Annotated in this window: 21 protein-coding genes and 2 pseudogenes; 10 read left to right on the top strand and 13 right to left on the bottom strand. The window is 52.9% G+C overall.

The window, feature by feature from the left end:
* Positions 1–7: 7 nt before the first annotated feature.
* From BLW22_RS20065 to BLW22_RS20050, 4 genes are all read right to left on the bottom strand, one after another.
* Positions 8–526 carry a DUF2569 domain-containing protein gene (locus tag BLW22_RS20065; RefSeq protein ID WP_065923880.1) on the bottom strand — a complete coding sequence of 173 codons (519 nt, stop codon included), beginning with the start codon at positions 524–526 and terminating at the stop codon, positions 8–10.
* A gap of 83 nt (positions 527–609) precedes the next feature.
* The gene (locus BLW22_RS20060) at positions 610–1,845 is read right to left on the bottom strand and encodes a type II toxin-antitoxin system HipA family toxin (RefSeq protein WP_065923879.1); all 1,236 of its coding nucleotides are present in this window, start codon (positions 1,843–1,845) and stop codon (positions 610–612) included.
* Entirely contained in the window at positions 1,838–2,083 is a 246-nt protein-coding gene (locus BLW22_RS20055; RefSeq protein ID WP_027604011.1) for a helix-turn-helix domain-containing protein, read from the bottom strand. Before BLW22_RS20055 ends, BLW22_RS20060 begins: the two co-directional genes overlap by 8 nt.
* 87 nt (positions 2,084–2,170) lie before the next feature.
* Entirely contained in the window at positions 2,171–3,211 is a 1,041-nt protein-coding gene (locus tag BLW22_RS20050; RefSeq protein WP_065923878.1) for an alpha/beta hydrolase family protein, read from the bottom strand.
* A gap of 632 nt (positions 3,212–3,843) precedes the next feature.
* Here BLW22_RS20050 and dgt point away from each other — a divergent pair.
* On the top strand, positions 3,844–5,319 hold the full coding sequence (gene dgt, locus BLW22_RS20045; RefSeq protein ID WP_074847353.1) for a dGTPase: 1,476 nt from the start codon (positions 3,844–3,846) through the stop codon (positions 5,317–5,319).
* Positions 5,320–5,384: 65 nt separating this feature from the next.
* Positions 5,385–5,888, top strand: a complete 504-nt coding sequence (locus BLW22_RS36160; protein WP_419790265.1) for a primase 1D-like protein — start codon at positions 5,385–5,387, stop codon at positions 5,886–5,888.
* Positions 5,889–6,224: 336 nt separating this feature from the next.
* Here the strand turns inward: BLW22_RS36160 and BLW22_RS20035 are convergent, their stop codons facing one another.
* From BLW22_RS20035 to BLW22_RS20015, 5 genes and pseudogenes are all read right to left on the bottom strand, one after another.
* A complete protein-coding gene (locus BLW22_RS20035; RefSeq protein ID WP_074847351.1) occupies positions 6,225–8,255 on the bottom strand; it encodes a DUF3732 domain-containing protein in 2,031 nt (676 codons plus the stop codon).
* Positions 8,252–8,713: a three component ABC system middle component gene (locus tag BLW22_RS34625; protein ID WP_074847350.1), complete on the bottom strand. Its 462-nt coding sequence runs from the start codon at positions 8,711–8,713 to the stop codon at positions 8,252–8,254. The genes BLW22_RS20035 and BLW22_RS34625 overlap by 4 nt, the downstream gene beginning before the upstream one ends.
* The gene (locus BLW22_RS34620; RefSeq protein WP_074847349.1) at positions 8,710–9,903 is read right to left on the bottom strand and encodes a hypothetical protein; all 1,194 of its coding nucleotides are present in this window, start codon (positions 9,901–9,903) and stop codon (positions 8,710–8,712) included. Before BLW22_RS34620 ends, BLW22_RS34625 begins: the two co-directional genes overlap by 4 nt.
* A 398-nt stretch (positions 9,904–10,301) precedes the next feature.
* Positions 10,302–10,640 (bottom strand): DUF6124 family protein, encoded by a 339-nt coding sequence (locus BLW22_RS20020; protein WP_074847348.1) that lies wholly within the window; start codon positions 10,638–10,640, stop codon positions 10,302–10,304.
* A gap of 443 nt (positions 10,641–11,083) precedes the next feature.
* Positions 11,084–12,019 (bottom strand): annotated as a pseudogene (locus tag BLW22_RS20015) (alpha/beta fold hydrolase).
* Between the two features lie 96 nt (positions 12,020–12,115).
* Between BLW22_RS20015 and BLW22_RS20010 the strand changes: the two are divergent.
* The 4 genes from BLW22_RS20010 (at position 12,116) to BLW22_RS19995 (ending at position 14,171) form a co-directional block, all read left to right on the top strand.
* Positions 12,116–12,697, top strand: a complete 582-nt coding sequence (locus BLW22_RS20010; RefSeq protein WP_065925042.1) for a CGNR zinc finger domain-containing protein — start codon at positions 12,116–12,118, stop codon at positions 12,695–12,697.
* A 94-nt stretch (positions 12,698–12,791) separates the two neighbouring features.
* Positions 12,792–13,298: a peptide-methionine (S)-S-oxide reductase MsrA gene (gene msrA, locus BLW22_RS20005; RefSeq protein WP_074847347.1), complete on the top strand. Its 507-nt coding sequence runs from the start codon at positions 12,792–12,794 to the stop codon at positions 13,296–13,298.
* A gap of 138 nt (positions 13,299–13,436) precedes the next feature.
* On the top strand, positions 13,437–13,916 hold the full coding sequence (locus tag BLW22_RS20000; protein WP_065925044.1) for a hypothetical protein: 480 nt from the start codon (positions 13,437–13,439) through the stop codon (positions 13,914–13,916).
* A 12-nt stretch (positions 13,917–13,928) separates the two neighbouring features.
* Positions 13,929–14,171: a hypothetical protein gene (locus BLW22_RS19995; protein ID WP_053132633.1), complete on the top strand. Its 243-nt coding sequence runs from the start codon at positions 13,929–13,931 to the stop codon at positions 14,169–14,171.
* Between the two features lie 14 nt (positions 14,172–14,185).
* Here BLW22_RS19995 and BLW22_RS35445 read toward each other — a convergent pair whose 3' ends face one another.
* Positions 14,186–14,632 (bottom strand): hypothetical protein, encoded by a 447-nt coding sequence (locus BLW22_RS35445; RefSeq protein WP_065925046.1) that lies wholly within the window; start codon positions 14,630–14,632, stop codon positions 14,186–14,188.
* An 88-nt stretch (positions 14,633–14,720) separates the two neighbouring features.
* Complete coding sequence (locus BLW22_RS19985) at positions 14,721–15,371, bottom strand: hypothetical protein (RefSeq protein ID WP_074847346.1); 651 nt, start codon at positions 15,369–15,371, stop codon at positions 14,721–14,723.
* 216 nt (positions 15,372–15,587) lie between these two features.
* On the opposite strand from BLW22_RS19985, the gene BLW22_RS19980 reads away from it, so the two are divergent.
* Together BLW22_RS19980 and BLW22_RS19975 are read left to right on the top strand one after the other, a co-directional pair.
* Positions 15,588–15,890 (top strand): type II toxin-antitoxin system RelE/ParE family toxin, encoded by a 303-nt coding sequence (locus tag BLW22_RS19980; RefSeq protein ID WP_074847345.1) that lies wholly within the window; start codon positions 15,588–15,590, stop codon positions 15,888–15,890.
* A 1-nt stretch (position 15,891) separates the two neighbouring features.
* A complete protein-coding gene (locus BLW22_RS19975; RefSeq protein WP_065925048.1) occupies positions 15,892–16,281 on the top strand; it encodes an addiction module antidote protein in 390 nt (129 codons plus the stop codon).
* Between the two features lie 186 nt (positions 16,282–16,467).
* On the opposite strand, the gene gudD is transcribed toward BLW22_RS19975, so the two are convergent.
* Complete coding sequence (gene gudD / locus BLW22_RS19970) at positions 16,468–17,793, bottom strand: glucarate dehydratase (protein WP_065947638.1); 1,326 nt, start codon at positions 17,791–17,793, stop codon at positions 16,468–16,470.
* A 19-nt stretch (positions 17,794–17,812) separates the two neighbouring features.
* A complete protein-coding gene (locus tag BLW22_RS19965; protein ID WP_065925050.1) occupies positions 17,813–19,174 on the bottom strand; it encodes an MFS transporter in 1,362 nt (453 codons plus the stop codon).
* Between the two features lie 275 nt (positions 19,175–19,449).
* On the opposite strand from BLW22_RS19965, the pseudogene BLW22_RS35725 reads away from it, so the two are divergent.
* Both BLW22_RS35725 and BLW22_RS19960 read left to right on the top strand, forming a co-directional pair.
* A pseudogene (locus tag BLW22_RS35725) lies at positions 19,450–19,539 on the top strand (outer membrane lipoprotein carrier protein LolA); the annotation flags it as partial.
* Between the two features lie 61 nt (positions 19,540–19,600).
* Positions 19,601–20,311, top strand: a complete 711-nt coding sequence (locus BLW22_RS19960) for a FadR/GntR family transcriptional regulator (RefSeq protein ID WP_065925051.1) — start codon at positions 19,601–19,603, stop codon at positions 20,309–20,311.
* Positions 20,312–20,314 lie beyond the last annotated feature (3 nt).

Raw genomic sequence — 20,314 nt, 5'->3', positions numbered from 1 at the left:
CACCGCGTCAAAGGCTGACGGGGCCAGGCGCTTGCGCCGCAACCGGCCGGCGTTGGACAAACGTTGCCTTGACCCTTTTGGAGAACAGTATGTAGGGGACCCAGATCGAGGTGGACACCAATCCGCGGACGGTTTCCTTGGTCGTGTTGTAGTCGAATATGGGTTCATCCACCAGAACAAGCGAGCTGAACCATGCATCAAGTGGAACGTAAACAGCCGAGGCAATGAGCGTGACGATATAAACCTTGGGGAATAAATAATGTTCGCAGAAGAACAGGTAAACCAAATAACCAAAGGCCGCGATAAAGACTGCATTGACGAGGGTTTCTGAAATCAGGATCGCGCCCCACAGGGCGTTAGTCATCGTCGGGCCGGATGAGGTGAGGGTACTAAACGCGCCATCTGCGAATATCGGGTAATACACCGCGATAAGGGCATAACCCAGACGCGCCAAGGCTATAAACAGGCCCAACCCAACCACGATCAGCCAACCGCCCAGTCCCTTCAGTGGTTTACTTTCTTGCATGTTCGCTCCGCCGTTCAATAAAGTTAAAACGATAAATAGTCAGCCGTGCTGCTGAATCACCGCCCTATACCAAGCAAGCACAATCACGCCGGTTCAATACTCCTCGCCAGCCCTGTTGCCCATGCAGCGGTCATCTTTTCCCCAACAACATCAAACTCCGGATGGGTGCTTCGATACTCCGAAAGCTCCACCATTGCACGGCTCATACCGCTGTGGACTCTGGCGAGCAATTCATTGCAACGGGCTTCTGTCAAACTGCACGAACTGCGCCCGAACTGGACCAGCATCTTACGTTTTGGCCAAGCCTTTGAACCGCCGAGCAACAGACCCATAATGTCGTTGACTTGATACACCGTGGTCGTCACAAGGTCGTAAGCTGGCGCGAGCCAAATATCGGCGTCTTCTGCGCAGTTCTCATAGAGCAGGCCGAAATTCTTCAAGTGCCCGTCTCCATTTTGTATGCCGGCGCAGAGCGCCACCATCATAAAAAAGTCCTCAAGTGCCTTGGTCACAAGAGAAGGAGAGACGTAAGTCTTGATCAACTTCGCGCAACCCTGGTAGCTACCGTCGTACTTTTTATCTGTCCCCCATCCGGATAAAACGCACATATCTTCAAAACCAAGGTAGGCGCTTTCACCGATGTCGAACCGTTTGACCACCAGAAACTTACCCTGCTGACTCAACTGGCATTCAGGCACTTCAAGGCCTGTATGAAATGCCGCGCGCATGCAGAAAAACTCATTGGCGGCCAGTTGCGCGAAGTCTGAATCATTGAAGGCCTTCACCAAGTGCGTAGCGCCACGATGGGTGAGACGCGCAACGTCAGGATTCGTATCGTCAACGTTGCGCACCAGTACCTTCGGCTGAACGCCCGAAACGCCTGAGTAGGCTGCGTAGGTTTTCATCAGGTCGTCGAACAGATCTTTCGCCCCGTCATACACGAGCAGCTCGGAGAGTTTTATTTCAGGTAGTAATTCATCCGCAGTGGCTCGGGCGACGCTGATGCGGCCCAGTTGATGGGGGCCGACGATACCCAGCAATGTGAAGTCATCAAAGCCTCGCACTGACTTGCTGAAACGTCGCACAAGCTCCGCTTTCAGGTGGCCTTCGGGGAGATGCATCTCAAACAGGGGATGGATGCCATACGCCCAGATGTAGCTCTCCAGGCGCACCGGCATGGTCAGGGAAACCGCGTTCTTTTCGGTGACTGCCGGGTTATACGAAAACACCGAATCGCGCTGGTTTTCTTCGCCGCGCCCGAGTATTCCGGCAGGCACGCCGCTGGTGCCGATGTGCAGCCGATCGCTTGGTCTAGTCATGGACGTTTTCTGCTTTCAGTTCATCCAGCGTTTTGCGTCGACGCTTAGGTGTCGCGGTTAACTCGTACCCTAACCCTTCAAGGATCGCAGCCACCTTGCGAATTCCCACTTCGGGGATGGTGTTGTTCTCGATTCCGGAGATGGTTGCACGACTCATACCGTGCCGAAGTGCGAGCTGGCTTTGGGAAAGGCCAGCTGCCTTTCGCAGGTTTTTGATCAGGAAACCTAAATCGTCCACAGTGTTTGCATCCTATACAATGCATTTGTGAGGGTTAATACACTTCTGCATCGTATTTGATTCGTTTTTTCTTGAATAGCCTTTTCTTTAGTTAGGCGCTTTGCGCCCCAAAAACTCACTGATCAGCCCCACCACCTGCTGCTGAATCACCGCCCGTGGCCGAGCCCCCTCACCATCGCGGCAAATCATGCCGTCGCCTGGCGAACTCTCCTCAATCAACGCCATGCCGCCCGGCTTGCAGATCGACATAAAGCTGAAGTGGGTGGCGTCGCTGATCTCCACATACTTCGTCGTTGCTTCAGGCAGGCGCTTGACCATATCAGCGGACTCCAACTGCGGGTCCATATCTTCCGACGGCACACCCCCCGCAATCACCAGCGCCGGTACCGGCAGCGCAGCCAGGCTGGCGTCGGTGAAGCCGCGCGACAGGCCCAGGTCCAGGGACACGATGGCGGTGACGCGCTTGTCGCTCAAATCCGCCGCCAAGCGCGCTTTACCTTCTGGCGTGCCAGCGGGATTCATCTCCTGATAGCCGATGCAGCCGCCGAGCTTGGGGTGGGCGCTGCAGTCGCGGCTGAACAGCTCGGGGTCGAAGCGCGCCCCGGCGATTTCCAGCACGGTCCAGCCGCCAAGGGAATGGCCCACGGCGGCAATCTGGCCATTCGCGACCGCGCCAAATGGCTTCGGCTGGGCCAATACCGCGTCGATCACGCGGCTCAGGTCGGCCGGGCGTTGCCATAACTGCGCGGCGGTTTGCAGGTTGCGATCCTTGGTGGTGGTGCCGGGGTGGTTGACCGCCGCCACGATGTAGCCCTGATGCGCCAACGCACTGGCCAGCCACACCTGCTTGCCCCAGTTACCGCCATACCCGTGGGAGAGCACCACCAGCGGATGCTCACCGGCAGCCGGCGGGGCGTCGGGTACGGCGAGGGCACCGATGAACACCGCGTTGTCGGCGATCAGGGTGGGTTTGGCGGTGGTGGTGGCGGGGTACCAGACGACCAGTTCGAGTGGTCGGTTTTCTTGCGTATCGGGCAGGGTGACGGTCTTGAAGCCGACGGGGTTTTCGGCGGCGAAGGCGGGAGCGGTCAGGCACAGCAATAGCAGGGCGGCGAGGGCGCTTTTCACGGTTGTTATCGTCCTTGATATGAGCGACGCATCATGCACTGAATTCCCCGTTCAGTGCCATGAGCCCCGCGCCGTTTTTTTACCTGCCGTTAATGCCTAAGCATGGGGCAGCCCCGCCAACCGGTTAGTAGGGTTATCGGCAGGTTGGGTGGGGGCTGGAGGGGGAGGGTGGGGGATGCGACGGGTGGACGCGAGTGTAGGGAGGTTCCCCATTAATCACAGGCTACTATCTGCCGATTCTGTTGAAAAAGTCGGCCATGGTTTCCACGGCAGAAAAGTATGCGCTTGAGCTTGACATCTTTACTTTGAGCAAAGGGTTCCGGGCTCAGATTTCGCGTAGCTGCGTTCAAAAAAAGCATTTTCAGTAGTCAGTACATGCGCAGCCTGGAAGGACCGACTTTTTCAACACAATCTGCCAGAAGCGGACGGCCATCTTGATTCGCCATATGCAACTTATTAACAGGGATTTGGTATCAGGCTTGGTAGGGACAAGTCCACGGGCTCATACATTCCAGCCGAGGGGTAGCGCGCGAACGGGTAAATTTATCACGCAGGGCTATCGCTTTTCCCACGGTCATCGCAATAAACTGATTCACATAATTTACGCGAACGTCACAGGTTAAGGAAAACAAATGAGCTCTATATATGGAACGCTTCTATCTTCAATGCGATTCCGGCCATCGGAGGTTGAGGATCGTAACACCCTCCTGCTCGAGGCGGAAAGTGATAGAGGTCGACTTCTATTTTGTCCCGCCTTCCGACGCTTACAGCAAAAAGCGCAAGTGTTTTCCATGGAACCAAATGCGGCAGTCAGGAGTAGACTTACTCATTCTATTGAGGTTGCACAGACAGGTCGATATATAGCAGACCGAATCTCCTTAAAGCTCATAGAGGCGAATCTTGCTTCAAGAGATGAGTGTGCAGCTTTAACTGTATTTGTTGAAACTGCTTGCTTGATGCATGATATTGGAAATCCTCCTTTTGGACACTTCGGAGAATCTGCAATATCTGAATGGTTCAGAAAAAATGGGAAATTGTTGTTTGAGGAGGCAAACAAAGATAATGGCTTATATGTCAATGAGGCCCAAAGTGCAGCGGCCATTGCAGACTTTCTAGAGTTCGATGGAAATCCTCAAGGCATACGTGTGGTCACAAAGCTTCAAAGAAATATTGATGAATTTGGTTTGAATTTAACTAAAACGACGATCGCCGCTTACCTTAAATATATCCGCGGAAATAGGCAGAGTTACAAATCCATTGATTCTCCGTTCACCAAAAAGTGTGGTTACTTTTCGACTGAGGAGCAGATTGTCTTAGACGTCTGGAGTGAATTTAATTATAACTCACCACAGCGTTTTCCTTTGGCATATATCATGGAAGCTGCCGATGACATCGCTTATTGCATTAGCGACTTGGAGGATTCGATAGAAAAGGGGCTTTTAGTTAAATCAATAGCTTTTGAAGAGATTCGCGATGATTGGCTTGCCGAGGGGATGGAAGGCCAAGACTCGGACCGAATAGACAAAATATTGCGTTTCGCAGCTGCAGGTGAGAGAGACGATGGAAGGAAATTTACTTTCACTGATTTCAGAACCTCATTAAACAGGCTGCTTGTGGAGTTTGCCGCAAATCAGTACATCGAATTTCACGACAGTATTCTCAGTGGAAAGCTACCCTCATTAATTCCTTCCGATACTCCCGCTGGAAAGATTTTGGACGCTCTCAAAGGCTATTGCCGTAAGAAAGTTTACTGTCATGAAAGTGTTCAGAGAATAGAGCTAGCTGGTTATCGAGCGATATATGGTCTATTAGACCACTTCTCCTGTCTTCTAGTCTCAGGAACTGTGCGCTTCCGTGCGGCGTTGGACTATAAGACTAAAGATGCTAAGGGACGATCTATTATCATTGAAAATAAACTGCTTACGCTTTTTCCTAAGAATTATATTCAGGTTTATAAGGAGCAGCTGGAGAAAATTGAGAGTGTCGCTGGATATACTCTCGCGGATGAGTGGGTTTTACGCGCCCATCTTATAACTGATTTTATTTCTGGAATGACGGATGATTTTGCCACTACGTCATATCAAAATCTTTCCGGCATGAGGATATAGGGGTGTTAAGGTTAGAAGATCATCCTTACTGGCATGTGAGATCAGTCATTGCTGCTAACCAGTCGATGATCAAATCCGTGGAGCTTAGTTATTACACGTATGTGGCTCGATCTGTATTTGATGACAGACAGGTTTTTTCAATGAGCCCAGCGCATTTTTTAGATTTGGATAATATTGAGGATGTTTTTCGACGCTGTCCAAGAGAGATGGAGGTCGCAGTGCATTCTAAGCTAGTGATGATGAGCGGCGAAACTCTCCATATCCCCATGATCGATATGTCTACTGGTTCAGCTGCGCAGCTTTATAAATTGGAACCTATCATCGGACATAAATTTTTTGATTTCATATGGTATAAAAGCGGTCGATCTTATCATGGATATGGTAAGACCCTAATCAACGAAAGGACGTGGTGTGCATTTATGGGAGAGCTATTGTTGGCGAACCAGGTTGGAAGGCCGCACATGGTAGACCCGCGATGGATTGGTCATAGACTTATTTCTGGATATTCTGCGCTGAGATGGAGTAGGAACACGCAGCAATACTTAGATTTTCCTCGTAAGTTATATTAAATTAATTCGCCTAAATTTATTGACTCTAGTTAGAGTTTTTGACTGGCGTTTGACGCCCACCCCCGTAAAACGGGGTCAGACTATTTTATATAGTGGTCTACCCCCTATTTCTGTTGTTTTGTGGTTTGGTCTTGATTCACGTTTAGTTTCGTACGTAATAGGGGGGCAGATCACGTTTGCTTAGGTGGTGCTCTGACTGCTATTTAGATGAAATAGGTTTATCCCTTACTAAAATCTTGGTTGCCATTTTAGAGTTAAAGTCATGCTGCGCTCCCACCTCGAAAAATATAAATTTACTTGTCGGGGCGGAGCGCTCCGCAAATTTTGAGCAGCATTTTATTCAGTTAATGGCAGGTTGTCAGATTGTCTTGGAGCGATAAAGCCTTGATCTCTCCAGCGGGCCCTAACGTAGGTGTTGAAACTTAGGCCGTTTTGTAGTGGGAGATTGTCAGCATGGTCACTAACAATTACCTGCGGCATGACGCCAGTTTGCATTGCAGTATCAACACAGAAGCTTATCAATTGGTTAAAGATGTTTTTCACTGAAGCAAGATCGTCATCTAAACGATATGAACGTTTAGCATCTTGGGCTAATATTGTCGGATCAAAGCCGCTTTGGTTGTCATCAATTTCAGCAGGAAAATATACTTGTGTTGGCTGATCAAGAAAAAGAATTGGAGGGATTTTACATGTCGTATTAGCTCGAGAAAACTCCCGGTGGAGCGCTAGAAATAATGTGAGGTGAGAGTAAAGCCAGTTGGCGCCACTACCCATAGAACGCAAATATACTTTAGTGCTTTCATCTTTTTGATGCCAGAGGTCAAAGCTTTCTAAATCAAATTTTAATTTTATAGGCTTATATGTGTGTTCGAAATCAAAGTTTTCCCCTATTGATTCCATGCTTTTGTTTATTGAATGTGACAGTGACTTAAATTTTGCAGCGACATTAGACTTAAGTAATTGCGATTCTAGCTGAGCTACACGGATTTTCCATTGCTCATAAGAATCTGCGAGTTCACTTGGCGGGTTATCTATTATATGTTGTATCGCAAGTTCTAATTTTAGCTTGGCTTTAATTATGTTTTCGTCAGCTGGTCTTTGATTTCGTAGGCCTTCAAGTTGTGAGTCTAGAGGTTTTAGCTGGTTCTGAATATCTTTGATTTTTGAGCGAGTATCTTCGATTTCATTTTTAATTTTTCTGAGGTCGGAACTATAACTTTCTCTTGCGTATGCGGAAAGTTTTAGTTCTTCGTTAAGCCATTCTATTGCCTTCGTAAGTTTGTTTGATTCTTTTCTTACAGTTTGACTCTCGGTTAAGCAAAAAGGACATGCTGTCTCTTTCAATGAAATGGAAGTTGGTGTGACGATTTCTGCTTTTGTTTCTCCGAAATCTTTTACAGACTTCATCGACTTTTCAATAAGATAGCGTCGCGCGTTCGCATCGTTCAGCTCGAGCATTGCTTTACTTTTCTGACTAAGTAATGATTGTCGCTCTTTTTCATACTCGTCAGAAAGGCCATCTATTTTAGTAGTTTGAGTTTCTAACTCCTTAAGCGCTTTTTGGGGGTTGTTCCATATGGCATCCGTTGTCATTTCTAATAATATATGGCCCGAAAGGGCTTTGTATTCGCGCATGTAACGGGCGAACGCGGTCTGTGAAACAAGCTTTCGTTCATCCTGTTTAGGTATTAAGTATTCCAGTCGTCTTAATTCTATTCGCGCTTCTTCACACTCTTTTGATAGCTCGAAATATTCTTCTCCCACAAAGCCCATAAATATCTTAAAGTGTTCGATTGCTTGCTCTCGTTTATACTTTTCGTCGAATCTATAAAAGATTGCATGTTTGTTGGCAATAAGGTTTTGGTGTTGTAGCATAAAAGACATGAAACTTCTAACTGACGGTGTGGCGCCCTTTTTTCCTAGCTGCTCTTTTCTTGTTAGATCTTCGTCAACGTCCCCCATGGTGATTGCAAAGTGACGGCCAAGCTCTTTCAGAAAAACAGGTAAAGAAACAAAGTCTTTTTCTTTAAAGTATTCATCTGTTTTGGATAAGGAGTTTAATATTTCATTTGAATCAGACAGATTCATCTGTCGAAGAAAGGCTTTTTTTCGATTTTGTGTACGTGCAGCAATTAGCATATATGATTCGAATACCAAAGCTATAAAATATATTTTTGATCGCTCTGTAATTATTCCGTCTGGTATCGTGTCTTCGCTGCTTCCCATGCAGTAATCGAAGATTTCAATGATTGCACTTTTGCCCATTGAGGATTTACCGGTGATGATGTTTAATCCCGGCTGTAGTGTGACTTCATGAATTACATTGTCGTGATCAATAACACCAATATGTTTTAGATGGCATCTCATAGTTTTTTTAATCCTAATACTCTGTAGGTTTCTGCTACGTCTATGTCAGAAAGAATTTTTGCTAGTTTAGTCGCCGCAGTTAAATGGTCGCTATGTGCATGCTCTTCTTGTAGTTCGCCGTTTGCTGTTATTGTTAGGTTGTTTTCGATCTCTAGTCTGTCGGACGCAAAAAGAAGCATCATTGCGGCACTAGTTGCGGATTTTAATTCCTGTACTCTCGATTCTAGTCCGTAAAGTCTTTCAGCCTCAGAGCAGGCCGTCTTTATATTGCTAGTTGATCGTGCCGAGACTAAATATGAACACATTGGTTTATATAGTATGAGCGGTAAAAGTAAGTAGCTTAAGAGAAGGTTGTTCTCTTTTTTTGGGTATGTTAAGTAGAAAGAATGAATTATCGGCGCCAGCTTGAAAGCGGAGCGCCGAAGTGTATATATATGTTCAACTGCTGAAGAATTCATTTCCAAAGTCTCCACAGAAATTCTTTTGTTGGTTCCGTTTGAGGTTCGTCAGCCAGCATATGTTGAAGTCCATTTCTAAACACGGCAGGGGTCATTTCAAAACTACAAAACTGTTGTGGTGCTTCGCCACGACGCAGATGAAAAAATTTTTGTGACTTTTTTCTATGTGACGTCTCACAAAGGTCGCCGATTAAGTCAATGGATGCAGCTTTCCAATGGCTAATATGCAGATCTCGTTGAGTTTCTTTATAGTTGAGAATCTGATCTAGAGAGATTGAGTATGCTTCAATGAAGTTGTCAAGTAGATCGGCTGCTATCATTCGCTCACTAATCGCTTCTGAGATTTGCTCGTCAGCACCTATTTCTCTTATTTTTTTAACAAATAAGCGAGACTCGGAGTCTTCGTTTTTTGCTTTTTCGTTGTAAAGGCTACGATCTATTTTTGGAAACGTTAAAGTACCTTGCATATAGCGTTGCTTAAGTGTGCGCCATTGTTTATCAAACGCTTTGCAAGTTATCTCCCATCTGGATTGGGTGAATCTAGTGCTTGAAAGAAATCCAAGTAGTTCGTCAAGAAATGACTGTCTCTTTTCAATTATTATTTCTCTTAAAAACTGTCTCTTGAATGTCGCTATTCGCGTAGTTAGGTCAGGTTGTTCTGTCTCGATTGTAACCTTGTTTAAAATTTCGATTAGCTTTGTTCTTAGTTCTAGGCACATTACATGACGCTGTAGCTCTAAAGATTCTGGAACTGAACTCTTTCTTGGTTTTTGAGTGTTAGTGGATGCTTTATTGGTTTTTTTAGTTTGTTTGGATTCTGCGATAGAATATATTTCCTCCATAATCGACAACCTCTCGGCAGCAGTCGAGCTATTCCATACGGATATTTTAGAGCGTGCGCCAAATTTTTGTGTGGTTACTAGTAATAGTTTTTGATATTGTCCAACATCGAATCTAAGATCCAACCAATTTTTAATTGTGTTCCAAAAGTTTCCGTGATTGTCAGTTAGTGAGTCGCTGTAGAATTTAACTTCTATTTGGGTTTTACTGGAAACTGTGACATCCCCATATATCTCTATATAAAGTGCTTGATCTTCCTCGAGATCTAAGCATCTCTCTACGGCGACCATTAATTGATATTGCAATGCTTGGAATAGCGTTGTTGCGTCGAAGGGGAGTCTGTCAGTCATACCTGCTAGTCCCAAAAAGGCTTCATTAAAAGCTATCTTTCAGTCAGCAGGTGGGCCTTCCTGGCCGAGCGAAAAGACTGTTTATAAATACAGTGTTTATACTGATCTTATAGTAACAGAGTTGGTCTTGTGATCGCAAAGTGACACTACGCTAATTACCTAATAATTTAGCAATTGCGTCAGCTCCGCTTGGTAGTTTCGGAGGCACCAACGGTGTAGTGATAATTTTGCTAGGCGCTGGAGAGTGTCATAAGTAGGGGCGTGCCGGGCATGTCAGGAGCGTCGATTGTGGCCTTTTTGAGACGTCTCACAGGTGCAGAGTGGATGTCGGGGTCCTATGAATCGCCGAGTCCTTAAGTCCCCGGCGACCAATTGGCTTTCAAGTCGAAATGCTACCCTCAGCGACCGAGTGCTCCCCGCTCCATCAACTTATCCACCAACAAAACCCCCAATTCACTCAACTGGTAAATCGCCAACGCCACATCCCGCTGCTTCCCCGTCAGCTCATCCGACAGGTCCAGCAACAACGCAGTCACCGAAGAAAAAGTCTCATAGCTATTGGCAATCAGCACTTCACTGCTGACATCGTCCGCAACGCTGAACAGCGTATTCGAAGGTGGAGGAGGCGGCCCGGGCGGTTCGGCGCCCGCGTTGAGGTAGTGATCAATCGCACGATGCGCCGCCTGATTCAGTTTCAGGTTGGGACCGTTCGGAGGGTTAGGCGTGACTTTGTACATAACGGAATTTCCCTGTCAGGGCCGACACCGTTTCGCTACTAAACGAAAGGGTGGCAGCTGTACGCAGGTTAGTAGACCGGGGAATTCCGCAAAGCCGGCGCACCCGAAGGTGCCCTGCGCACAGCCGCCATCAAGCACAGACGGGAAGTCTGGTGGATGAAGCTTGTGCACTAAGCGAAATTCGACCACGGGCTACTAAACCCGATCACTGAGTTGTCAGCGACCGGGCCACCTTAGAGACGCTCACTCAAGCGCACAAGCCGGCGGATTCTGACTCAACTGTAGGCAACGGAGCAAGGTGGTGAAGCTTGCTGTAGGACCTGTCTACAGGTAGGCGTGAGCTTGTTCGCGAAGAGTCTTGGAGCGCTGCGTGAAACCGGAGTCGCGGCGTTATCGTTGACGTTTTTCGCGAGCGAGCTCGCTCCTACATAGGGTTGCGTCGATTACTGGAGGTTCTTGTCCAGGAACGCCCGTATAACCGGGATGATCGCCTTCCCATGGGTTTCCAGCGCAAAGTGCCCGGTGTCATAAAAACGAATATCCGCCTTGGGAATATCGCGCTTCCACGCCTCGGCGCCGGCCGGCAGGAAGAACGGGTCGTTCTTTCCCCATACCGCGAGCAGCGGTGGCTGGTACTGGCGGAAGTAGGACTGGAAGGCCGGGTACATCGCGACGTTGGAGGCGTAGTCCAGCACCAGGTCGAGCTGGATGTCGGCATTGCCTGGACGGGATATTTGCAGCCCTTCCAGCGTGTAGCCATCGGGTGACACCGAGCTTTTGTCGGCCACGCCTTCCAGGTACTGCCACTTGATCGAGGCGGGGGTTGGGAAGTCGCGCAGGGCTTCACGGTTTTGTTGGGTCGGGGCGTGCCAGTAGCGTTGGATAGGGGCCCAGCCGGCGCCCAGGCCTTCTTCGTAGGCGTTGCCGTTTTGGGAAATGATCGCGGTCACTCGCTCCGGATGGGCGACGGCCATGCGCCAGCCTACGGGGGCGCCGTAGTCGTGGACCATCAGTGCGTATTTATCGAGTTTGAGCTGTTCGGTGAACTGGCCGATGGTCTTCGCCAGTTGGCTGAAGGTGTAGGCGTATTCGCCGCGCGGCGGGGCTTCGGTGAAGCCAAATGCCGGCAGGTCCGGCGCGATGACGTGGTAGCGGTCGGCAAGCTCGGGCATGAGTTCGCGGAACATGAAGGATGAGGCGGCGAAGCCGTGCAGCAGCAACACGGTCGGCGCGCTGGGGTCGCCCGCCTCGCGCTAGAACACCTTTACGTCGCCGACCTGCTCGTAGCGGTAATGCACTGTGTTGTCTGCATGGGCCGCGCCGCTGATCAGCAAGGCGGCGGTGAGTCCGGCAGCGGCCGTGGCGTTGGACGTGGTCATGATGTGGCTTCCTGTGTAACCGTTAAAGTTGGTGTTTGAAGGTTATGTCTGGATTTGGTAACCTGTCAAACATATTTTATTGGTTACTGGCCGCCCATGAATCCGAACAGCACTGCCGCAGGCGCACTTTTTCTGGCCGACAACCTGGCCCTTGATTTCATCAACTCCGAGTACGGGGTGGGGGATCAGCGCCATGACTGCTTCACCGATGATCACAGCGTGATGAGCTGGCTGACCCAGGCGGGCCTGTTGCCCGAGCAGCTTGACCCGAAGGCGCCGAGTGGGCTGCTGGCCCTCGCTCGTACGCTTCGTGCGAGTTCAAGGGCGGTGGTGAATGCGGCAATGACAGGCGTTCCCGTCGATCTCGCGGTGATCAACCAGGTGCTTGAAGCGGGTCGCCCGGTGAGCAGGCTGGAATGGGCGCAGGAGAACAAGGCATTTCGGCTTGCCACGCGTCCTCGGGACAGCAGCCCGGCCAGCCTGCTTGGGCCGGTGGCCGAGTCGCTGGTGGGCTTGGTCACGAACGATAAGTTTGAATTCGTCCGCCAGTGCGAGGCCCACGACTGCGTGCTGCTGTTCCATGACCTGAGCAAATCACACCGCCGCCGCTGGTGCAGCATGGCGACCTGCGGTAACCGGATGAAGGTGGCGGCGTTTCGTTCCAGGAATAAACCTTGAGTCGATAGGGGGGCAGTTTTTCTTTGATTGAACTTGGTATTGCCCAGCATTGCCCCATAACTATCCCTGTCTCCATTAACCGCAAGGACAGACCATGACCAACCCAACCGAAACCGCCATCCTCGCCGGCGGCTGCTTCTGGGGCATGCAGGACCTGTTGCGACGCTACCCCGGCGTGCTGCACACGCGCGTCGGCTATACCGGTGGCGATGTGCCGAATGCCACCTACCGCAACCATGGCAACCATGCCGAAGCGATTGAGATCGTGTTTGACCCGGCGGTGATTTCCTACCGGCAGATCCTTGAGTTCTTTTTCCAGATCCATGACCCGAGCACGCCGAATCGGCAGGGCAATGATCTGGGACCAAGCTATCGTTCGGCGATTTACTACCTGAGCGAGCAGCAACGGGAGATTGCCGAAGATACTGCGGCTGACGTGGATGCCTCCAAGCTGTGGCCGGGACGTGTGGTCACGGAAATTGAACCCGCCAGGGAGTTTTGGCAGGCGGAGCCGGAGCATCAGGACTATCTGGAGCGGATACCCAACGGCTATACCTGCCACTTCATCCGGCCGAATTGGAAGTTGCCCACGCGGGCGTGAGCGTGAGTAGCGGCGGGGGGAAAGGTCGCGACAGGGGAGGTCGGCCTGCCCTCCGTTTCCTCATTGCGTTTCTTTTGCCTTGAATCCACTGCCCGCCTTCTAGAGAATCCCCGCCTTTGGCTCGAAAGGATGCGTGCGATGAAGTTCGAAGGGACGTTCCAATACATGGGCAATCACGGGATCGTGTTCAACGTTTCGCAGATCACCCTTACCGATAGTGAACGCGGACGCCTGCGCGAGCTGCATTTTGGCGAGGCGAAAAGTGCCCACTACGAGGTCAACAGCAAGGTCGTCGAGGTGTACGACAAGATGTTGGCCAAGAGCCTGCCGTGCGTGATGATGATCGGCATCTCCAAGCCACTGACGCGGCAACAGGGCGACGCCCTCAATGCCCAGCGCACCAGGATCGCTAACCTGGCCGCCAGTGCCTTCGCTGGCGCCACTTCTGCTGTGGCTTCCCCTTACGTGGGTGTTCCTGTTGGCGCGGGTGTGCGCATGTATGCCAATGAAATCCTGCCCACCTATCATGCCGGCGACGTACTGGTCAGCATCGAAGCGCAGGTCAACGGCGGCATCGGCCCGCAACGCAGCGCCTCGACACTGATCATCAAGACCTGACGGGAGAAGCATATGTCTGACATTACCCAGCTGGTCCTGGCCCTGGCGCTGTTTTTTCTGCTCGATCGGTTTGTTAAACCGTACCTGCTTCGCACGTGGCTGGGGGGGCTGCTGGTGGTGGCGGGGGTGGTTGGCTGCGTGGCGGCGAGCCAGGTCCGTCCATGGGGGGCTGACCTGGGGTTGCTGTCGATCTTTGCGGTGGCGTTGGGGGTGGGGTTGTTCCTGAAGCGGCGGCGGTTCGAGCGAGTTGGTTGAAGGGGGCCAGCTCATTAGCCATTACAGCTCTGCTTGTTGATTTCGAACCGCCCAACCTCTTTTACGTTTTTGCTGCCGAATATGTAAATGAAGGTGCCACCCAATGAAATGATGGACTGGTCCCTTGGCATTTGCGCGGCGCAGACAGCCTTGGTGATGCTTGATTTCATCACGCCCAAGTCAACGTCCTCGGGATGGGTATCGTAATCGACCAACGTGTAATAGAACTTGAGGGCGTGACTGTTGGCCGCTTCCGCGCGAACGAAGGTTAGATGCTCGTCGATCTTTCGATTCCCGGGCGTCGTTCGCGCGGTCACGATGATGAGGTCGCTGAGGAAGGTGGTTTTACTGGGCTGGGGTGTTTCCTGGAAGGCCTGTATGACTAAAACCCCGACCAGGCTCAAAAACAGTAGCCCCCATGCCGAATACACAAACGCCTTTTTGGTTTTTGCTGTTGCCATGTCCTGGTTTCCTTGCGTTTGAGGTCCGCAGTGGCGGCGCGACGGCCTCACAGAGTCAGTGGTGCGGGGCATGAACCTGCGAAATTGATCAGACGTGCGCCGTTGGTGGCGTGAGGTCGGTTTCTTGCGCTTCGGGCGCATCAGCAAGTTGCGTGGCCGACAGCGCTTTCAGCTTGAAATAGGGGCCTGTGAAGCGTGTGCCTCCATCCAGTGTGGTGAGCGTGATCCGCTCTGAATCGCACCGATGGAATGGGGTGAACATACGTTTCTTGGGGCAGTAAACGCCTTCCTGCGTCTCGGAATACTTCAAGGCAAGCATCGCGTTTTGCAGCGCCGCAGGGCTGACAGGGCTGGCCATGCACCACTCGGAAAGGGCGGCATCGTGGTACATCCTGTAGGTCGCCCCTATGCATGCACCCAGGGTGCCTCCATAGAGGACGTTGCTCTTGAATGTGTCGGTTAGGCCGACGCTTTGTGCAACGAACAGCATAAGGGCCGTCGTTACCAAACAGAGGAGGGTGCTTTCCAGCAATGCCAATGCCTTGTAAGGGTCTACGGCCAGCTGGTCTTTGAGCTTAAGTCGTGTGACGGCCGTGTCGGCGTGTTGTGACGCGTGGGTGTCAAGCGGTTTCAAGCGGTACCCCTCCTGGGTTGAGTTTTCCTGATCGAGAACGGCTCGCATTTTACGCAAAGTGAAGCGGCTGTGCAGGACGTTTTCTTTGGGCTTCATCTCTATCATTTGCCGCCTCAGTTTGCCGCCGATGGCGGAGTGTCAGCCACCGTGATAGCGGGCGAATGCGCAGGTGCTGAGGTGTGGTGAAGGTTAGACACAGGCGCTAATAGTATCGATCGGCTGCTTATGCGAGCGCTGGACTAGCATTTTTCTTCCGGAGTATTCCGGACTCAAAATTCACTGGTCTCGACAAGGAGTAGCCAGTAGGCTACAAATAATTCTGTGACCAATCTGATCGGCAGGACGCCGGAGTTCGATACATGGCTCGACGGCATGAGCGATATTTATGGAAAAACCGCTGTTCTCACACGGTTAGACCGAGCCGAGGAAAACAACTTCGGCGATTGTGCACCCGTAGGCGATGGGGTGAGTGAAATGCGTGTGTTTGTCGGGCTCGGCTACAGAATTTACTTTGTGCGTACGGGCATCACTGCTTACCTGATGCTCTGGGGCAGTGATAAAACCGACCAGAACAGAGGAATCAAACGGGCAAAAGAGATCCTTGATGCCCTGAGAGGTAGATGAAATGAGCGAATCGAAATTCAAACCAGAGGACATGCCGATCCTCGATCTTGATACCTCCGGTACCAGCGTCTATGAAGCGTCGCGCTTCCTCGATAGCCCGGAAACCATCAGCGCTTATCTGGCGCAGAGCATGAAATCTCAAGACCCGCAGGTGCTCATGAAAGCGCTTGCCGAGGTCGCCAAGGCCCAGGGCGTGAACAAGGTGGCGGAGTCTGCGGGGGTTAATCGCGAGAGCCTGTATAAGACGCTGAAAGGCGGTTCTAAAACGCGCTATGAGACGATTCAGAAGTTGATGCTGGCGTTAGGCGTGGAACTGACTGTGCAGCCGATTGCGGCGGTGGCAGTCAAGAAAACTGCAAGAGCAAAGCGGGCTTTGGCCGGTAAACCCTGACGCGCGGTTTAGCGAGCGACCACAACCCTTGTAAAACACCGAGGACCCATGTGGGAGGGGGCTTGCCCCGATGGCGGAGTGTCAGTCGATACATGTCTGGCTGACACACCGCAATCGGGAGCAAGCCCCCTCCCACATTGGATTGATGGTGTTCTGGAGACCGAGCCGCCCCCAGAACCCAGCGCTTCAGCGCACCAGGCAAGGCTGCTTGTTGTTATAACGCCACCCCGGAATCAGGAACTGCATCGCCACGCTGTCATCCCGTGCGCCGAGGCCCATGCCTTTGTACAGTTCGTGGGCCTTGGCCACGGCGTCCATGTCGATGTCCACGCCCAGGCCGGGCTTGGCCGGCACTTTCACATAGCCGCCTTCGATTTTCAGCGGTTCGCGGGTCAGGCGTTGGCCGTCCTGCCAGATCCAGTGGGTGTCGATGGCGGTGATGTCGCCCGGGGCGGCGGCGGCCACTTGGGTGAACATGGCCAGGGAAATATCAAAGTGGTTGTTGGAGTGCGAGCCCCAGGTCAGCCCCCACTCATGGCACATCTGCGCCACGCGCACCGAGCCTTGCAGGGTCCAGAAGTGCGGGTCGGCCAGGGGGATGTCCACCGATTGCAGTTGGATCGCGTGGCCCATTTCGCGCCAGTCGGTGGCGATCATGTTGGTGGCGGTTTTCAGGCCCGTGGCGCGGCGGAATTCGGCCATGACTTCGCGCCCCGAGTAACCGTTTTCGGCGCCGCATGGGTCTTCGGCGTAGGCGAGCACGTGGTGCTGGTCGCGGCACAGGCGGATGGCTTCTTTCAATGACCAGGCCCCGTTCGGGTCGAGGGTGATGCGCGCATCGGGGAAGCGTTCAGCCAGGGCGGTGACGGCTTCGATCTCTGCGTCGCCGCTCAATACGCCGCCCTTGAGCTTGAAGTCGTTGAAGCCGTATTTGGCGTTGGCGGCTTCGGCCAGGCGCACCACGGCCTCGCTGGTCAGGGCGGGTTCATGGCGCAGCCGGAACCACGCGTCGTCGCTGTCGGCTTCGTTGCGGTAAGCCAGGTCGGTGGCGCTGCGGTCGCCGACATAGAACAGGTAGCCGAGCATTTTCACTGCATCACGCTGTTGGCCTTCGCCGAGCAGGGCGGCCACCGGCACTTCGAGGAACTGGCCCAGCAGGTCGAGCAGGGCGGCTTCCATGGCGGTGACGGCATGGATGGTGATGCGCAGGTCAAAGGTTTGCAGGCCACGGCCCGCCGAATCCCGTGAGGCAAAGGCGCTGCGCATCTGGTTGAGGACGCGCTGGTACTGGCCGATGGGTTGGCCGATCACCAGGCTGCGCGCGTCTTCCAGGGTTTCGCGGATGCGTTCGCCGCCGGGCACTTCACCGACGCCGGTGTTGCCGCTGCTGTCCTTGAGAATCACGATATTGCGTGTGAAGTAAGGGCCGTGGGCGCCGCTGAGGTTGAGCAGCATGCTGTCGTGACCGGCCACCGGGATGACCTGGAAGTGGGTGATGACGGGAGTATTCATGGCTAATTCCTAAAGAGGCTCAGAGAGATTTGCTGATGGCAGCGCCGGTGGGCACGGCGCCCGGCGAGGCCAATACGGCAGCGGGCGAGGTCTTGGCGAAGAACACCAGGATAGCGGCGAGCACCGAGGTGCCGGCCAAGCCGTAGAGGCCGCCCTGGATCGAGCCGGTGGTCTGCTCCAGAAAGCCGAAGGTGGTCGGTGCAACGAAGCCACCCAGGTTGCCGATGGAGTTGATCAAGGCAATCACGGCTGCGGCGATGCGCACGTCCAGGTAGCCCTGTGGGATGGGCCAGAACAGCGAAGACGCCGACTTGAACCCAATGGCCGCAAAGCAGATCGCCACGAACGCGAAGATCGGCCCGCCGGTGGTGGACATGAACATGCCTGCTGCGGCAATCAACAGCGCAGCCGCAACCCAGGCCTGCTGGAACTTGAATTTGCCCGACAGCGTCGCGAAGGCGTACATGGCGATGATCGAGATCAGCCATGGGATCGAGTTGAAGAAACCCACCTGCACATCGCTCAGGTCACCCATCTTCTTGATGATGCTGGGCAGCCAGAACGTCGCCGCGTAGATCGTCAGTTGAATGCAGAAGTACAGGGCGCAGAACAGCAGGATCTGACGGTCCCTGAGCAGCTTGCCGAGGGTCGGCTTGACGCTGGTCAGGGCTTCACGCTCGCGCTGTTCCTGGTCGATGGCGTTGACCAGCGCATCCTGTTCTTCGCGGGTCATCCATTTGGCGTCGTGGGGCTTGGAATCGAGCCAGAACCACACAAAGAAACCGATCACTACCGAGGCCAGGCCTTCGATGGCGAACATCCATTGCCAGCCGTGGAAGCCAAACCCTTCGATCTGCAGCAGCGCGCCTGACAGCGGGCCGGAGATCAGCGAGGCCACCGCCGAACCGCTGAGGAAAATCGCAATGGCCTTACCGCGCTCAACCCCCGGCAACCAGCGCGTGAAGTAGTAGATCACCCCAGGGAAGAACCCGGCTTCGGCCACGCCCAGCAGGAAGCGCAGGATGTAGAAGTGGGTTTCGTTCTGGATGAACGCCATCAGCGTGGCGACGATGCCCCAGGTGAACATGATGCGGGTCAGCCAGATGCGCGCGCCAACCTTTTGCAGCAGCATGTTGGAGGGCACTTCAAAGAGCGCGTAGCCGATGAAAAACAGCCCGGCACCGAAGCCATAGGCCGCGGCGCCGATGCCCAGGTCATGTTCCATGTGCGTGCGCACAAAGCCGATATTGACCCGGTCGATGTAGTTGAGGATGAACATGATCACGAACAGTGGGAGCACATGGCCCTTCACTTTGCTCACGGCGCGCGCGAGGACCGGATCACTTTCTGGTGCGGCAGATGCATGGCTTGAATTGTTCACAATTCAAAACTCCCCCTGATTGTTTTTATGCGGGTTTGCGTGTTTTGTTGATAGACATCATACAAGTGAGTTTCTTAGATTCGCAATGCGGTGATGATGTTTTTGTGTTTGTAAGGGCCAGGTTTTAGTGATGATCTGGTTATTTTGCGGGTCTGCATGGGTTTTTAAGAAGGTTGAGGAGGCTTCTGGAAAGGGTGGGGCTGGCGGCCATAAATATTAGTTGTCATACAAGTTTGGCGCTTTTTTCACTCGCGCCCTAACCTGTAGGAGCGAGCTTGCTCGCGAAAAACGTCAACGATAATGCGGGCATCCTGGATAAACGCGGCGCCCTCAGGTTTTTCGCGAGCAAGCTCGCTCCTACAGTGGGGTTACGCCGTGGGGCGGGATGTTAAGCTCGCTCCTGCCCAACCCCGTGGATTCGTAACTATGCCCATTGAAAGCGGACCTCCCGTCCGTAGACGCTCCAACAACCTGGCCCAAGGCGTGCTCGACGCCCTGACCCAGCGCATCCTGCTTGGGCAGTTGAAGCCCGGTGAAAAACTGCCTTCCGAATCCACCATCGTGCTCGAGCATGGGGTGAGCCGTACCGTGGTGCGCGAGGCCCTGTCCAAGCTGCAAGCCTCGGGGCTGGTGGAGACGCGCCATGGCATCGGCACCTTTGTGCTGGCGCAACGGGCCCAGCAAGGCTTGCGCCTGCATGTGGACACCGTCGCCAGCGTGCGCAACATGCTCGAGCTGCGCCTGGGCCTGGAAGTGCAGGCGGTGGCGCTGGCCGCCGTGCGCAGGTCCGACACGCAGCTGGCCCACATGCGCGCCGCTCTCGACGACTATCAGGCCTCGCTGGCCAACAACGACAGCTGCGTGGAAGAGGACAAGCGTTTTCACCAGTTGATCGCCGAAGCCACCGGCAACACGTTCTTCACCGAGATCATGCAGCACCTGGGCAATGCGATGATTCCGCGTACCCAGGTGAAGGGTGACGAGCGCGGCGGGGCGGACTTTGCCAAGCTCGGGCAACTGGCGAACCTGGAGCATGAGGCGATCTTCAACGCGATCAAGCGCCAGGACCCGGATGCCGCAAGGGCGGCGATGGTGTTGCATCTGACCAACAGCCGCGATCGATTTTCCGGCGAATAAAAA

Origin of the sequence: Pseudomonas marginalis, assembly GCF_900105325.1 — a bacterium.
Taxonomy (GTDB): Bacteria; Pseudomonadota; Gammaproteobacteria; order Pseudomonadales; family Pseudomonadaceae; genus Aquipseudomonas; species Aquipseudomonas marginalis.
The sequence above is the reverse complement of the archived record's forward strand: the minus strand, read 5'-3'. Positions and strand labels throughout refer to the sequence as shown.

Excerpts from the sequence above, each read along its gene's own strand:
- BLW22_RS20065 (WP_065923880.1), bottom strand. The coding sequence starts at position 526 with ATGCAAGAAAGTAAACCACTGAAGGGACTGGGCGGTTGGCTGATCGTG.
- BLW22_RS20060 (WP_065923879.1), bottom strand. The coding sequence starts at position 1,845 with ATGACTAGACCAAGCGATCGGCTGCACATCGGCACCAGCGGCGTGCCT.
- dgt (WP_074847353.1), top strand. The coding sequence starts at position 3,844 with ATGAGCTCTATATATGGAACGCTTCTATCTTCAATGCGATTCCGGCCA.
- BLW22_RS36160 (WP_419790265.1), top strand. The coding sequence starts at position 5,385 with ATGATCAAATCCGTGGAGCTTAGTTATTACACGTATGTGGCTCGATCT.
- BLW22_RS20035 (WP_074847351.1), bottom strand. The coding sequence starts at position 8,255 with ATGAGATGCCATCTAAAACATATTGGTGTTATTGATCACGACAATGTA.
- BLW22_RS34625 (WP_074847350.1), bottom strand. The coding sequence starts at position 8,713 with ATGAATTCTTCAGCAGTTGAACATATATATACACTTCGGCGCTCCGCT.
- BLW22_RS34620 (WP_074847349.1), bottom strand. The coding sequence starts at position 9,903 with ATGACTGACAGACTCCCCTTCGACGCAACAACGCTATTCCAAGCATTG.
- BLW22_RS20020 (WP_074847348.1), bottom strand. The coding sequence starts at position 10,640 with ATGTACAAAGTCACGCCTAACCCTCCGAACGGTCCCAACCTGAAACTG.
- BLW22_RS20010 (WP_065925042.1), top strand. The coding sequence starts at position 12,116 with ATGAATCCGAACAGCACTGCCGCAGGCGCACTTTTTCTGGCCGACAAC.
- msrA (WP_074847347.1), top strand. The coding sequence starts at position 12,792 with ATGACCAACCCAACCGAAACCGCCATCCTCGCCGGCGGCTGCTTCTGG.
- BLW22_RS20000 (WP_065925044.1), top strand. The coding sequence starts at position 13,437 with ATGAAGTTCGAAGGGACGTTCCAATACATGGGCAATCACGGGATCGTG.
- BLW22_RS19995 (WP_053132633.1), top strand. The coding sequence starts at position 13,929 with ATGTCTGACATTACCCAGCTGGTCCTGGCCCTGGCGCTGTTTTTTCTG.
- BLW22_RS35445 (WP_065925046.1), bottom strand. The coding sequence starts at position 14,632 with ATGGCAACAGCAAAAACCAAAAAGGCGTTTGTGTATTCGGCATGGGGG.
- BLW22_RS19985 (WP_074847346.1), bottom strand. The coding sequence starts at position 15,371 with ATGATAGAGATGAAGCCCAAAGAAAACGTCCTGCACAGCCGCTTCACT.
- BLW22_RS19975 (WP_065925048.1), top strand. The coding sequence starts at position 15,892 with ATGAGCGAATCGAAATTCAAACCAGAGGACATGCCGATCCTCGATCTT.
- gudD (WP_065947638.1), bottom strand. The coding sequence starts at position 17,793 with ATGAATACTCCCGTCATCACCCACTTCCAGGTCATCCCGGTGGCCGGT.
- BLW22_RS19960 (WP_065925051.1), top strand. The coding sequence starts at position 19,601 with ATGCCCATTGAAAGCGGACCTCCCGTCCGTAGACGCTCCAACAACCTG.